The organism is Pantoea sp. M_10 (assembly GCF_008631515.1).
Classification (GTDB): domain Bacteria; phylum Pseudomonadota; class Gammaproteobacteria; order Enterobacterales; family Enterobacteriaceae; genus Pantoea; species Pantoea anthophila.
The window spans coordinates 15,254-28,620 of the sequence record NZ_VWUL01000013.1 but is presented as its reverse complement, the minus strand read 5'-3'; the positions used below and the strand labels follow the sequence as shown (position 1 = coordinate 28,620).

Sequence of the window (13,367 nt, the reverse complement as noted above, 5' to 3'; positions counted from 1 at the left end):
TGAGCCATGATCAAACTCTTCAATTTAAAGTTTGATTTGCTGAAACGAGTTCAGCGGTGCTCATCTGTAAAACGTCATAATGAATTTCATTATGTGTTCACTCGTGAGGCTTTGATATTTTTGTGCGTCCGGAGACGCTGATATCAATCCTGCGAGTGCCCACACAGATTGTCTGATAAATTGTTAAAGAGCAGCGCGAACAGTGCGTTAGCGTCCTGTCGCGAGGTGGCGTATATTACGCTTTCCTCCTTCAGAGTCAACCTCTTTTTTCAGAAGTTTTTCTCCGGCGGCTCAGTCTCCTGAACCTTCAACCCGTTTCCCGTTGCCGGTGTGCCGTGTCGATGGAGGCGCATTATAGGGATCCCGTTTCAGAGCACAACCCTTTTTTTGGATCTTTTTTCTGAACGGTTATAAATGATCCAGATTGATGAGATCACCAGCGATCCAGGCCAGAATAGGCTTGTCAGCTGGCTAAAATCACATCAGGCTGCTGAGAAAACAGAATAAAGGAGAACACAATGACTTCCGCCTTACGTCCTTATAAAGATCGCTTTCCACAAACTGGCCAGCGCGTCATGGTCGATCCAGCTAGTGTTGTGGTGGGTGATGTCATCATGGCCGATGACGTGAGCATCTGGCCGCTGGTCGTCATCCGGGGAGACGTGAATCAGGTTCGCATCGGTGCCCGTACTAATGTGCAGGATGGCAGTGTTCTGCATGTCACGCATAAATCTGCCGCTAACCCGGAAGGCTTCCCGCTGATTATTGGCGAGGATGTCACGGTCGGGCACAAAGCGATGCTGCATGGCTGCACTATCGGCGATCGTGTGCTTGTCGGGATGGGCTCCATTCTGCTTGATGGCGTAATAGTAGAAGAAGAGGTCATGATTGGGGCAGGCAGTCTGGTCCCTCCAGGTAAACGGCTGGAGAGCGGCTATCTCTATCTGGGCAGTCCGGTCAGACAGATCAGGCCGCTGAACGACCAGGAGAAGGAAGGATTACGCTATTCGGCGAATAACTATGTCGGCTGGAAAAATGATTACCTGGCGGGAGATAACCAGACCCAGCCCTGAGCATCAACACGCTCCTGACGAATGGCCGCTTCGGCTTCATCTTCGAGATCCCAGCGATGGTGCTGAAACAGCGCCATCGCCTCCCCTTCGCCAAAGCGTGACGTCAGCGACATACGGCTGATCGCACAGATCAACCGCATACCGTTAACCAGTACCGGGAAGCAGACGGCATCCCGTTCAGCGTCATAGGTTTCATCGTCAGGAAACTGAATCGCCTGATTCATGGCTGCACAGCCTGTCTCAGCTGAGCAATGACCGGCGCAACTTCCGGCATCACGCCATGCCATATATAGAAGGCATGCGCCGCCTGCCCCACCAGCATTCCCACACCATCCGCCAGAGCGTGCGCTCCCTGCGTCTGACACCAGAGCAGGAAAGGCGTCAACCCGCTTTGATAGAACATGTCATAGCAGCGTACGCCGGGATGGATCAGCTCTGCAGGTAAAGGGGGGGTTTTCCCCTCTACACCGCTTGAAGTCGCATTGATGATAAGGTCGAAACGCTGTTCCGCCAGTTGATCAAACGCAGCTGCACGGATAGTGCCGCTCTTTGCGAACAGGCCAGCCAGCTCCTCTGCCCGTTCGGCGGTACGGTTTACCACGGTGAGCATCACCCCTGACGAAAGCAAAGGATGAATCACACCGCGCGCCGCCCCACCTGCGCCCACCAGCAGAACATTGTCGCCCGCATTGATCATCTTCAGCCGTTCAAGATCGCTTAACAGGCCGATACCATCGGTGTTGTCACCCAGGATCTGCCCGTCGCTGAGCTTTTTTACCGTATTAACGGCGCCGGACAGGGCCGCGCGTTCACTGAGTTGATCGGCAAACTCCCAGGCCTGCTGTTTAAAAGGCAGGGTCACGTTGGCACCACGACCGCCCTGTGCAAAAAAGGTTGTCAGCGCATCGCGAAATCCGTCAACCGGTGCACAGATCCGGCCATATCGATGCTCGATCCCAGTCTGTTCAGCAAAAGCCTGATGGATCAGCGGAGATTTACTGTGGCTGATCGGATTACCGAAAACGGCGAATTGATCCATGAGTTAACCCTGACGTATAAGTTCGCCGCTGATCACATCGCGGATTTCTGAAGGATTGAGTCGTCCCCCCGTTTTCCCGGACAGAACCGGGAACTCCTCACCAAACTGCTTATACACTTCTTCTGCCGTACGGCAGGGAGGCTGTCCTGACAGATTGGCGCTGGTTGAAACCAGCGGTTTACCAAATGCACGGCAAAGCGCCTGCACATCCGGATGGTCACTGACCCGTATCGCCAGCGAGTCGAACTGTCCGGTCAGCCAGCGGGGCGTCTGGGGAGGAACCGGGACGACAAAGGTCACCGGGCCGGGCCAGCAGGCGAACATGCGCTCACGCTGGATCACAGAGAGTTCGCGATCGGAGATATAGGGTTCAAGCTGGGAATAATCAGCTGCGATCAGAATGAGTCCCTTTTCTACCGGGCGCTGTTTCAGCGCCAGCAGCGCCATAACGGCAGATTCACTGTCAGGGTCGCAGCCCAGACCAAATACGGCTTCAGTGGGATAGGCGATGACCGCCTGACGATTCAGCTCTGCTACGCAGCGCTCAAGTGAATCGGCGAGGTGTTGATTTTCCATGATCTATTCATTCTCTTCAGCAATGGCTTTGCCACAACTTTTACTGGCGCAGAAGCGTTTAACCCCCTGCGCTGTCTTTTTTTCAACCAGCAACGGAAACTGACACCAGGCACAGACCCCGGCCACGGGCGTCAGGTTGACGACAAACTGGCAGGCGGGATAACGATCACAGGAGTGGAACGTTTTGCCATAACGGGAACGCCGCTGAACCAGCCGGCCTTCATGGCACTGTGGACACGCCAGCGTCGTTTCGTCCGGTTTGTCGATGGTTTCACTGTAGCCGCATTCAGGATAGTGGCTACAGCCAATAAACATGCCATAACGGCCCTGCCGCAACACTTTATCGGCTCCGCATTCAGGACAGGCGTGGCCCTCCAGCACTTTAACCACATGGCCATCCGCCTGCCCTTTTAAGGGCCGGATGTAGTCACATGCCGGATAGTTGGCGCATCCCAGAAAAGGGCCATGTTTACCCGAGCGGATAACCAGTTCTGCCCCGCAAGCGGGGCAGGGATCCTGTTTACGCACGGTGAAGAGTGCAGCTTTACTCATAGCGATAAATGCATGAAAGGAAATTTAATGCAGCATACCTTCATTGACGTCGAATAGCAGTTCTTCCATCTGCTGATAGGCATTTTCACATCCCGGGATGTTGAACAACACCATCAGCACCACCCATTTGAGGTCCTCCAGATCAAACTCAGAGGTATCCAGCGCCATGACACGTTCGATGACCATCTCACGGGTTTCCAGATTCAGCACCTGAATCTGCTCCAGGAAGAGCAGGAAACCGCGGCTTTCGGCATCTAAACGTTTACTCTCTTCGTCGGTATAAATACGCATAGAGAGCGGATCGTTGGTCAGTAAAATTGGCGCAACCAGTCCTTCCTGATAATCCGCCAGTCTTTCCAGCCAGTTAAGCGCACTGTAAATATCTTCACGATGGAACCCGGCATCCGTCAGGTCATCTGTCAATCTGTCCTGATCAACACCCATTTCTGCTTCGTTGTGGATATAGGTCTCAAACAAGTACATGAGTACGTCGAACATGGCATGCCCTCCTCAATCGGACATAGCCGCCGGGTACAGCTGCGATCCATCCTGCTAACTCCAGTTCCAGCAATTGAGCTGAGATAACTGGCACAGATTGGCCGGCACGTTCAGCGACAACGTCAACAGGTGTAACCTCATCACCTACGTTAGCCAACACATCAGCAAATGGCAATGGAGCATCGTCACCTGGTTCAGAATAAATTTCGTCATCCTGTGTCACAGGCAGCCAGTTCAGTGCCCCAGCCAGATCCTCCAGAATGTTGTTAGGATGTGCCACCAGCAGGGCCCCCTGCTGAATCAGCCAGTTCACGCCTTCGCTTAACGGGTTGCCGAGCGCGCCAGGTAGTGCATAAACATTGCGGTTTTGCTCCAGCGCATAGCGAGCGGTCACCAGTGAACCACTCTTCAGTGAGGCTTCCACCACCAGCACGCCCAGACTCAGGCCACTAATGATCCGATTACGACGCGGAAAGTTGAGCGGATGAGGAATGGTGTTCAGCGGAAACTCAGACACCACGGCACCGCCCTGCTCAACAATCTCTGCGGCAAGGCGGACATGCTGTCGGGGATAGAGCCGCTGCAGCCCGCTGCCTAATATGGCTACCGTTTTGCCGCCGGTACTCAGTGCCGCCTGATGCGCAACGCCATCAATCCCCCGCGCCAGTCCGCTGGTGATGGTCAGTCCGCTGAGGCTCAGGTGCCGGGTAAACCATTCGCCCCAGTAACGGCCATTGGGTGAGCCGTTCCGGCTGCCCACGACTGCCAGCTGTGGGGTAGTGATGACGGCCGGATCGCCGTGGATGTAAAGCAGCGGCGGAAAGCGACTGGTTTCCCTGAGGCGGGCAGGATAGGCGGCGTCCAGCGCAGTGATCAGATGATGGGCAGGACTGCGCGCTAACCAGTGCTGCACATCGGTGATCGTTTCTTCAGGCAGATCAGCGTATTGCTGACACTGCGCAGCGTCTAACCCCAGCCGCATAAGTTTCTCACTGTCTGCCGGTGCATCGCCCAGCTGCTGCGCCACGGTCAGCCAGCGCTTTCCTGTCATTCCACACACCGCGGCCAGCCGCAGATACTGCGCTATTTTGTCCATTTGCTGCTCCCTGATTGCCCCGGCTTCCTGCCGCACAATGCTGTCAATCAGGTCTCAGAAAGTCTACAATATGAGGCAGTAATCTTTTCCTAACCGAATACAGATCTGGATATTTATGTCAGTTTTGCAGGTATTACATTTTCCTGACGAGCGCCTTCGCAAAGTCGCCGCGCCCGTTAAAGAAGTTAACGCAGACATTCAGCGTATCGTTGATGATATGTTCGAGACGATGTATGCCGAAGAGGGCATCGGTCTTGCGGCGACGCAGGTCGATATTCATCAGCGCATCATCGTGATTGACGTCTCTGAAAGTCGTGAAGAGCGTTTAGTGCTGATCAACCCTGAGCTGCTGGAAAAAAGCGGTGAAACCGGTATTGAAGAGGGCTGCCTGTCGATTCCGGAACAGCGTGCATTTGTTCCGCGTGCTGAGCGCGTAAAAGTTCGCGCGCTGGATCGCGACGGTAACAGTTTCGAACTGGAAGCCAGCGACTTACTCGCCATCTGTATCCAGCATGAGATCGATCATCTGGAAGGCAAACTGTTTATTGATTATCTGTCGCCTCTGAAGCGTCAGCGGATCAAAACCAGATTAGAGAAACTGGCGCGTCAGAACGCCCAGGCTTCCTGAGATCTTAAAAAGGGATAAACGTGTCTGCCCCGCTAAAAATCATTTTTGCCGGCACTCCTGACTTTGCAGCGCGTCATCTTGACGCGCTGCTTGCTTCTGAGCATCAGGTTATCGGTGTCTTTACTCAGCCCGACCGCCCTGCGGGTCGCGGCAACAAACTCACTCCTGGCCCGGTCAAAACGCTGGCGCTGGCTCATGACATTCCGGTGTTTCAGCCAAAGTCACTGCGACCAGAAGAGAATCAGCAGCTGGTTGCTGACCTGCAGGCCGATGTGATGGTTGTCGTGGCGTATGGATTAATTCTGCCCAAGGCGGTGCTGGATATGCCGCGTCTGGGCTGCATCAATGTCCACGGTTCGCTGCTCCCCCGCTGGCGTGGTGCCGCGCCGATTCAGCGTGCGCTCTGGGCTGGCGACAGTGAAACTGGCGTCACCATCATGCAGATGGATGTGGGTTTAGATACCGGCGATATGCTGCATAAACTGGCCTGCCCGATTACCCCCCAGGACACCAGTGCCACTCTGTATGACAGACTGGCCCAGCTCGGCCCGCAGGGGCTGCTGGATACGCTGACGTTACTCAACACGCAGCAGGCCTCACCCGAAAAACAGGATGAAGCACTCGCCAGCTACGCTGAGAAGCTGAGCAAAGAGGAGGCGCGTCTTGACTGGAGACTGCCCGCAGAACAGCTTGAGCGCTGTATCCGCGCCTTTAATCCCTGGCCGATGAGCTTTTTCACGATTGACGATCAGCCGGTGAAAGTCTGGCAGGCTACCGTACTGCCTCACCGCGACCATGCACCGGGTGAAATTATCGCTGCAGATAAGCAGGGCATCCAGGTCGCGACCGCCGAGGGCGTATTGAATCTGGTGCAGTTGCAGCCCGCCGGTAAAAAACCGATGTCGGCTCAGGATCTTCTCAACTCGCGTCGGGAATGGTTTGAACCTGGAACCCTTCTGGACTGACTCTCTGGCCCGGTGACTTACCGGGCTTTTTGTTTGATGACAAAACCCTATGACTAAATCAACCAACCTGCGTAGCCTCTCCGCCCAACTGATTGAGCGCGTTGTGGACAAAGGCGAATCCCTGAATACGGTTCTGCCTGCCGCCCAGAAAAAACTCACCGACAAAGATAGCGCATTAGTGCAGGAGATCTGTTTTGGTGTTCTGCGCACACTGCCGCAGCTGGAAGCGCTGATTGGCAAACTGATGGAACGTCCACTGACCGGTAAACAGCGGGTTCTTCACTATCTGATCATGGTCGGACTTTATCAGCTGGAATATACCCGGGTGCCAGCCCACGCTGCACTGGCTGAAACCGTCGCGGGCGCAGAGGTGCTGAAGCGCACCAGCCTGAAAGGATTATTAAACGGGGTATTGCGCCAGTTTCAGCGCCAGCGTGAAACGTTACTCGCCAGCATTCAGGATGGCCCACAACGTTATCTCCATCCGGGCTGGCTGCTTAAGCGATTGCAGCACGCCTGGCCGGAACAGTGGGAGCATATCGTCGAAGCAAATAATCTGCGTCCGCCGATGTGGCTGCGGGTTAACCGTCAGCATCACTCACATGACGCCTGGCTGACCATGCTGACTGAAAGTGGCAGAAATGCACAGCCAGCTGCCGATGTCCCGGATGCGTTGCGGCTTGATGCCCCCGCCCCGGTCAGCCAGTTGCCCGGCTTTGATCAGGGCTGGGTGACCGTTCAGGATTTATCAGCCCAGCGCTGCGCTCTGCTGCTCGAACCTCAGAATGGCGAGCAGATTCTGGATTTATGTGCGGCCCCCGGCGGTAAAACGACCCATATCCTTGAGATTGCGCCGGACGCCGACGTGCTGGCTGTCGATGTGGATGCGCAGCGTCTTAAACGCGTTGATGAGAATCTGCAGCGACTGGGCATGAAAGCGGAGGTCAAACAGGGGGACGGACGGACACCGCAGCAGTGGTGTGGCGATCGCCAGTTTGACCGTATCCTGCTGGATGCGCCCTGCTCTGCAACCGGCGTTATCCGCCGACATCCCGATATTAAGTGGCTGCGCCGCGATCGCGATATCGCTGAGCTGGCAAAGCTGCAGCGTGAGATCCTGGACGCTATCTGGCCGCACCTGAAACCTGGCGGCACGCTGATTTATGCCACCTGCTCCATCCTGCCTGAAGAGAACCACCAGCAGATTGAGGCTTTCCTGCAGCGACAGCACGATGCGCAGGCGGAGCCGCTCAGGGATGCACCGGCGAGCGGATTACAGGTCTTTCCGGATGCTGAAGGCGGAGATGGTTTCTTCTACGCTAAGCTGATAAAAAATTCGGGTTCACACTGATATGAGTATTGATAAGCGATGAAAATAATCATTCTGGGCGCAGGTCAGGTAGGCGGAACGCTGGCAGAGAATCTGGTGGGTGAAAACAACGATATCACAGTCGTTGATACCGATTCGGCACGCCTGCGTCATCTGCAGGATAAGTTCGATCTGCGTGTAGTACAGGGACACGGTTCACATCCGCGCATCCTGCGTGAGGCGGGCGCTGAAGACGCCGACATGCTGGTTGCCGTTACCAGTTCGGATGAAACCAACATGATTGCCTGTCAGATTGCTTATTCGCTTTTCAATACGCCGAACCGAATCGCCCGTATTCGTGCGGCGGACTATCTGCGCGATGCAGATAAGCTTTTTATGCCGGAAGCCGTTCCTATCGACCATCTGATCTCACCAGAGCAGCTGGTCATCGATAATATCTACCGTTTGATCCAGTATCCGGGCGCCTTGCAGGTGGTGAATTTTGCCGAAGGCAAAGTCAGCCTGGCCGTAGTCAAAGCGTATTATGGCGGGCCTCTGGTCGGGAATCCGCTTTCGATCCTGCGTGAGCATATGCCGCACATTGATACCCGTGTCGCCGCTATCTTCCGTCAGGACCGTCCCATTCGTCCCCAGGGTTCGACCATCGTCGAGGCAGGTGATGAAGTGTTTTTCATCGCGGCCAGCCAGAATATTCGTGCAGTAATGAGCGAAATGCAGCGGCTGGAAAAGCCTTACAAGCGCATCATGTTAGTGGGAGGCGGCAATATCGGTTTCGGTCTGGCACAGCAGCTGGAGAAGCACTACAGCGTGAAGCTGATCGAGCGTAATCCCCAGCGGGCAGCAGAACTGGCTGAACATCTCCATGATACCGTCGTCTTTTATGGCGATGCGTCAGACCAGGAGTTGCTTGCGGAGGAGCATGTCGAGCAGGTTGACCTGTTCATTGCGGTTACCAATGATGATGAAGCCAATATCATGTCAGCCATGCTGGCGAAAAAGATGGGCGCCAAAAAAGTCATGGTGCTGATTCAGCGTCGCGCTTATGTGGATCTGGTGCAGGGCAGTGTTATCGATATCGCGATTTCTCCTCAGCAGGCCACCATCTCTGCCCTGCTGGGCCATGTCCGTAAAGCGGACATCGTGGGTGTTTCCTCGCTGCGTCGCGGCATCGCTGAGGCGATCGAAGCGATAGCGCACGGTGACGAATCGACATCACGGGTGGTGGGCCGCGCGATTGATGATATCAAACTCCCCCCGGGTACCATCATTGGTGCGGTAGTGCGCGGCGATGATGTGATGATTGCCAATGACAACCTGCGTATCGAGCAGGGTGACCATGTGATCATGTTCCTGACCGATAAGAAATTCGTGTCGGATGTTGAGCGGCTCTTCCAGCCAAGTCCTTTCTTCCTTTAAATCCTGTATTGATTTTCAGTCGGGGGGAGTAAGGCAAAACAGCCACCTGTTTGGCTGCGCTTATGGAAAAAACAGCAAGGTTTGTTAGACTTTATGACACTGGCAAGGAGAGGAGTTAAGTATGAGTTTAATCAAAGAGTTTCGTGATTTTGCAATGCGCGGGAATGTGATGGATCTGGCCGTCGGTGTCATCATCGGCGCTGCGTTTGGTAAGATCGTCTCATCATTAGTGGCTAACATCATTATGCCACCGTTGGGCTTATTGATCGGTGGTGTCGATTTCAAATCGTTTGCCTGGGTGCTCAAGCCTGCTGTTGGCGACACGCCTGCCGTCGTTATGCAGTATGGTATCTTCCTGCAGAGTATCTTCGACTTTGTCATCATTGCCTTTGCCATTTTTATGGCGATCAAACTGATGAACCGTCTCTACAAGAAAAAAGAAGTTGAGAAGCCTGCACCTAAACCTTCAAATGAAGAAGTGCTGCTGACTGAAATTCGCGACCTGCTTAAACAGCAGAATACCCGCGTATAGTAAACAAACCGCCTCTGAGGCGGTTTTTTAATGGTAAAGAAGAAGGGCAGTGATAAGACGATTTCTTATCACTGCCCTCCCATCCCTGCCCCTTGTTGTGTTTTTCCTTCCGTCTGAAGCTGCCCTTACCCTTTTGTTTCTGCTCAATGCGCTGACGGAAAAGCGGGTCGTGTAACAGAGCCTCAATCGCGTTATCGCGGATTTGACCCCTGGTATGCTGATATTTACTCATAACGCCTCCTGTTGAGATGGTCTGATACTCTATTCCTTTGCGGTAAAATCACAAGACCCTTGTTTGTCTGAAGCCTCTCCCCGCTCCAGTGCCTCCAGAATTGAGCACGAAATGCTACTGTGGCTGTGACCACAACAGGCGTCCGAAAGAATACGCAGAGAACGCTGCATCGACTCAAGTTCCGCTATCATCTGCGCCACTTCATCCAGCCGTTTCTCAACGATCGCTTTTGACTCCTGGCAGGTGTGATGTGCCGGATCAACCCGGATTGACAGAAGTTCCCGGATCGCTTCCAGACTGAAGCCGAGCTTACGACCGTGGCGAATAAATTTCAGACGCTGCAGATCGCCTTCGCTGTAGAGGCGAAAACCACCTTCGGTACGCTCACCATGATCCATCATCTGCTGCTTTTCATAAAAACGGATGGTGTCAGGCGTTACCTCAGCAAGCTTTGCTAACTGACCTATGCGGAACATCTACTCCTCCTCGCGGAAATGGTGGCGTATCGCGGTAGCATAGTTTCCATGAAGAAAATCGGTACTCATGCCCGCCTGTCGCAAGCGCAGCTCCAGCACCTGAAGCCGGTGACAGTGATCCTGATAGTCACGATCCGCAGGATCCAGCTGGCGAATCAGATCGTTGACTTCCATCGCCTCACGCCTTAACTCCAGCTCGGGAGGCAGAAAGCCAGAATTTTTCAGCAGTCGATACCCTGCCCTTAACTCCGGAGGGACATGACTGTCATCATCCAGCTGTAGTGGTTTGCCAGAGCCAGGAAGGTTACTGAGTTCACCTTTTTCCAGTGCCGCTTTGATGTGCTGTTCAGCAAGTTCGTCTACCAGCCACATAACAGATGCCCTCAAAAATAGAAGCGTCATTCTAAAGTAGCGAATTTCAGGCAATAAAAAACCCGCCGAAGCGGGTTTTTTACGTTGCTGCAGATTACTCTGCGGCTGCTTCTGCTTGAGCTTCTGGACGATCAACCAGCTCGATGTATGCCATCGGAGCGTTGTCACCAGCACGGAAGCCACACTTCAGAATACGAGTGTAACCACCAGCACGGCTCGCAAAACGCGGGCCCAGCTCATTAAACAGTTTTGCCACGATCTCGTTATCACGAGTACGGGCGAATGCCAGACGACGATTAGCTACGTTGTCGGTCTTGGCAAGAGTAATCAGCGGCTCAACTACGCGACGCAGTTCTTTGGCTTTCGGCAGAGTCGTTTTGATGATCTCATGACGAACCAGAGAACCGGCCATGTTGCGGAACATAGCCTGACGATGGCTGCTGTTGCGGTTCAGTTGACGACCACTCTTACGATGGCGCATGACCTTATCCTTCTCAGTGAAACCTTAACCTGTGATCGGTTTATTCATCAGCAATGCTTGCCGGTGGCCAGTTCTCAAGGCGCATGCCCAGAGACAGACCACGTGAAGCGAGCACATCTTTAATCTCAGTAAGAGATTTTTTACCCAGGTTAGGCGTTTTAAGCAGCTCAACCTCGGTACGCTGTACCAGATCACCGATGTAGTGGATAGCTTCTGCCTTAAGGCAGTTAGCAGAGCGGACAGTCAATTCCAGATCGTCAACAGGGCGCAGCAGGATCGGATCGAATTCTGGTTTCTCTTCTTTAACTTCCGGCTGACGTACATCACGTAAGTCAACGAAAGCTTCAAGTTGTTCAGCCAGAATGGTCGCCGCACGACGAATCGCCTCTTCAGGATCGATTGTGCCGTTGGTTTCCATTTCGATGACCAGCTTGTCCAGGTCGGTGCGCTGCTCTACACGCGCTGCTTCAACATTGTAGGCGATACGGTCTACAGGGCTGTAGCAAGCGTCAACTAACAGGCGGCCGATTGGGCGCTCATCTTCTTCCGAATGAATTCGGGCAGAAGCCGGCACATAGCCACGACCACGCTGAACTTTGATACGCATGCTGATAGCCGCGTTCTCATCGGTCAGATGGCAGATGACATGCTGAGGCTTGACGATTTCGACATCACCATCATGGGTAATGTCGGCTGCAGTCACAGGGCCAATGCCAGATTTATTCAGGGTCAGAATAACTTCATCTTTACCCTGAACTCTTACCGCCAGCCCTTTCAGGTTGAGCAGGATTTCCAGGATATCTTCCTGTACGCCCTCTTTGGTGCTGTACTCATGAAGTACACCATCAATTTCAACCTCGGTCACCGCGCAACCCGGCATGGATGAAAGCAGAATACGGCGCAGTGCGTTACCAAGAGTATGGCCAAAGCCACGCTCTAAAGGCTCAAGGGTCACCTTGGCGTGCGTCGAACTCACTTGCTCGATATCTACCAGGCGCGGTTTTAGAAACTCTGTCACAGAACCCTGCATTGTGTCCTCTCTTTGGTACTAAGCTTTACTTGGAGTAAAGCTCGACGATCAGGTGTTCGTTAATGTCCGCAGACAGATCAGTACGTTCAGGAATACGCTTGAACACACCTTCCATCTTAGTCGCATCAACTTCCAGCCAGGTTGGCTTTTCACGCTGCTCAGCCAGCTCCAGAGCGGCCTTCACGCGAGATTGCTTTTTGGCTTTCTCACGGATGCTAACGACATCATTCGGAGATACCTGATAAGAAGCGATGTTAACAACGCGGCCGTTTACCAGAACAGACTTGTGGCTAACCAGCTGACGTGCTTCTGCACGCGTGGCACCGAAGCCCATACGATAAACTACGTTGTCCAGACGACCTTCCAGCAGAGCCAACAGGTTTTCACCGGTGTTGCCTTTCAGACGAGCTGCTTCTTTGTAATAGTTACGGAACTGACGCTCCAGCACGCCGTAGATACGACGAACTTTCTGCTTCTCACGTAACTGACCGCCGTAATCAGACAGGCGCGGTTTACGCGCACCATGCTGACCAGGGGCTTGTTCAATTTTACACTTGGAATCAATCGCGCGAACGCCAGACTTAAGGAATAAGTCAGTGCCCTCACGACGGCTCAGCTTGAGCTTAGGACCCAAATATCTTGCCATTTTCTTTCTCCAACTATCCTAAAAAAACGGGCGTTATACGCGACGTTTTTTCGGCGGACGACAACCGTTATGAGGGATCGGAGTCACATCAGTAATATTCGTGATGCGGAAACCAGCGGCGTTCAAAGCACGAATCGTAGATTCGCGACCTGGACCCGGACCCTTTACCATAACTTCCAGATTCTTAATTCCGTAATCTTTTACCGCTTCTGCACAGCGCTCTGCAGCGACCTGAGCAGCAAACGGAGTGGATTTACGTGAACCGCGGAAACCGGAACCACCGGCGGTTGCCCAACCCAGTGCGTTACCCTGACGATCAGTAATGGTAACGATGGTGTTGTTAAAAGAAGCATGGACATGAGCCACGCCATCTGAGACTTGTTTTCTTACACGCTTGCGTGCACGAACTGGTGCCTTTGCCATTA

The 13,367-nt window shown here is 53.6% G+C and carries 19 protein-coding genes; 6 read left to right on the top strand and 13 right to left on the bottom strand.

Annotation, left to right across the window (positions count from 1 at the left end; genetic code table 11):
- The first annotated feature begins 518 nt into the window (after positions 1–518).
- Positions 519–1,073, top strand: a complete 555-nt coding sequence (locus F3I47_RS22050) for a gamma carbonic anhydrase family protein (RefSeq protein ID WP_058958283.1) — start codon at positions 519–521, stop codon at positions 1,071–1,073.
- Here the strand turns inward: F3I47_RS22050 and F3I47_RS22045 are convergent.
- The 6 genes from F3I47_RS22045 to dprA are packed head-to-tail and all read right to left on the bottom strand — an operon-like array spanning position 1,040 to position 4,834.
- Positions 1,040–1,297, bottom strand: a complete 258-nt coding sequence (locus F3I47_RS22045; RefSeq protein ID WP_009087545.1) for a DUF1488 domain-containing protein — start codon at positions 1,295–1,297, stop codon at positions 1,040–1,042. The genes F3I47_RS22050 and F3I47_RS22045 overlap by 34 nt on opposite strands.
- Positions 1,294–2,112, bottom strand: coding sequence for a shikimate dehydrogenase (aroE, locus tag F3I47_RS22040; protein WP_150030451.1), 819 nt, complete (start codon positions 2,110–2,112; stop codon positions 1,294–1,296). Before aroE ends, F3I47_RS22045 begins: the two co-directional genes overlap by 4 nt.
- Positions 2,113–2,115: 3 nt before the next feature.
- Positions 2,116–2,688 (bottom strand): L-threonylcarbamoyladenylate synthase type 1 TsaC, encoded by a 573-nt coding sequence (tsaC, locus tag F3I47_RS22035; protein WP_046100689.1) that lies wholly within the window; start codon positions 2,686–2,688, stop codon positions 2,116–2,118.
- A gap of 3 nt (positions 2,689–2,691) precedes the next feature.
- Entirely contained in the window at positions 2,692–3,240 is a 549-nt protein-coding gene (locus F3I47_RS22030; protein WP_046100690.1) for a topoisomerase DNA-binding C4 zinc finger domain-containing protein, read from the bottom strand.
- A gap of 24 nt (positions 3,241–3,264) precedes the next feature.
- Positions 3,265–3,738, bottom strand: coding sequence for a DUF494 family protein Smg (smg, locus tag F3I47_RS22025; RefSeq protein WP_009087552.1), 474 nt, complete (start codon positions 3,736–3,738; stop codon positions 3,265–3,267).
- The gene (dprA, locus tag F3I47_RS22020) at positions 3,710–4,834 is read right to left on the bottom strand and encodes a DNA-protecting protein DprA (protein ID WP_150030453.1); all 1,125 of its coding nucleotides are present in this window, start codon (positions 4,832–4,834) and stop codon (positions 3,710–3,712) included. Before dprA ends, smg begins: the two co-directional genes overlap by 29 nt.
- Positions 4,835–4,949: 115 nt before the next feature.
- Between dprA and def the strand changes: the two genes are divergently transcribed.
- The 5 genes from def (at position 4,950) to mscL (ending at position 9,705) form a co-directional block, all read left to right on the top strand.
- Positions 4,950–5,462 carry a peptide deformylase gene (gene def / locus F3I47_RS22015; protein ID WP_009087556.1) on the top strand — a complete coding sequence of 171 codons (513 nt, stop codon included), beginning with the start codon at positions 4,950–4,952 and terminating at the stop codon, positions 5,460–5,462.
- A gap of 20 nt (positions 5,463–5,482) precedes the next feature.
- Positions 5,483–6,427 (top strand): methionyl-tRNA formyltransferase, encoded by a 945-nt coding sequence (gene fmt / locus F3I47_RS22010; RefSeq protein ID WP_150030455.1) that lies wholly within the window; start codon positions 5,483–5,485, stop codon positions 6,425–6,427.
- 49 nt (positions 6,428–6,476) lie between these two features.
- On the top strand, positions 6,477–7,778 hold the full coding sequence (rsmB, locus tag F3I47_RS22005; RefSeq protein ID WP_150030457.1) for a 16S rRNA (cytosine(967)-C(5))-methyltransferase RsmB: 1,302 nt from the start codon (positions 6,477–6,479) through the stop codon (positions 7,776–7,778).
- A gap of 18 nt (positions 7,779–7,796) precedes the next feature.
- Positions 7,797–9,173 (top strand): Trk system potassium transporter TrkA, encoded by a 1,377-nt coding sequence (gene trkA / locus F3I47_RS22000; protein WP_009087562.1) that lies wholly within the window; start codon positions 7,797–7,799, stop codon positions 9,171–9,173.
- Positions 9,174–9,294: 121 nt separating this feature from the next.
- On the top strand, positions 9,295–9,705 hold the full coding sequence (gene mscL, locus F3I47_RS21995) for a large-conductance mechanosensitive channel protein MscL (RefSeq protein ID WP_009087564.1): 411 nt from the start codon (positions 9,295–9,297) through the stop codon (positions 9,703–9,705).
- Here the strand turns inward: mscL and F3I47_RS21990 are convergent.
- The 7 genes from F3I47_RS21990 to rpsK form a co-directional block, all read right to left on the bottom strand.
- Positions 9,680–9,937, bottom strand: a complete 258-nt coding sequence (locus tag F3I47_RS21990) for an alternative ribosome-rescue factor A (protein WP_150030459.1) — start codon at positions 9,935–9,937, stop codon at positions 9,680–9,682. The genes mscL and F3I47_RS21990 overlap by 26 nt on opposite strands.
- 29 nt (positions 9,938–9,966) lie before the next feature.
- Positions 9,967–10,413 carry a Zn(2+)-responsive transcriptional regulator gene (gene zntR / locus F3I47_RS21985; RefSeq protein WP_009087570.1) on the bottom strand — a complete coding sequence of 149 codons (447 nt, stop codon included), beginning with the start codon at positions 10,411–10,413 and terminating at the stop codon, positions 9,967–9,969.
- On the bottom strand, positions 10,414–10,785 hold the full coding sequence (locus F3I47_RS21980; RefSeq protein WP_058958288.1) for a DUF1992 domain-containing protein: 372 nt from the start codon (positions 10,783–10,785) through the stop codon (positions 10,414–10,416).
- Between the two features lie 94 nt (positions 10,786–10,879).
- Entirely contained in the window at positions 10,880–11,266 is a 387-nt protein-coding gene (gene rplQ, locus F3I47_RS21975; RefSeq protein WP_009087575.1) for a 50S ribosomal protein L17, read from the bottom strand.
- Between the two features lie 40 nt (positions 11,267–11,306).
- Positions 11,307–12,296, bottom strand: coding sequence for a DNA-directed RNA polymerase subunit alpha (gene rpoA / locus F3I47_RS21970; protein ID WP_003850179.1), 990 nt, complete (start codon positions 12,294–12,296; stop codon positions 11,307–11,309).
- A 25-nt stretch (positions 12,297–12,321) separates the two neighbouring features.
- Complete coding sequence (gene rpsD / locus F3I47_RS21965; protein ID WP_008927131.1) at positions 12,322–12,942, bottom strand: 30S ribosomal protein S4; 621 nt, start codon at positions 12,940–12,942, stop codon at positions 12,322–12,324.
- A gap of 33 nt (positions 12,943–12,975) precedes the next feature.
- Positions 12,976–13,365 (bottom strand): 30S ribosomal protein S11, encoded by a 390-nt coding sequence (rpsK, locus tag F3I47_RS21960; RefSeq protein ID WP_004160563.1) that lies wholly within the window; start codon positions 13,363–13,365, stop codon positions 12,976–12,978.
- Positions 13,366–13,367 lie beyond the last annotated feature (2 nt).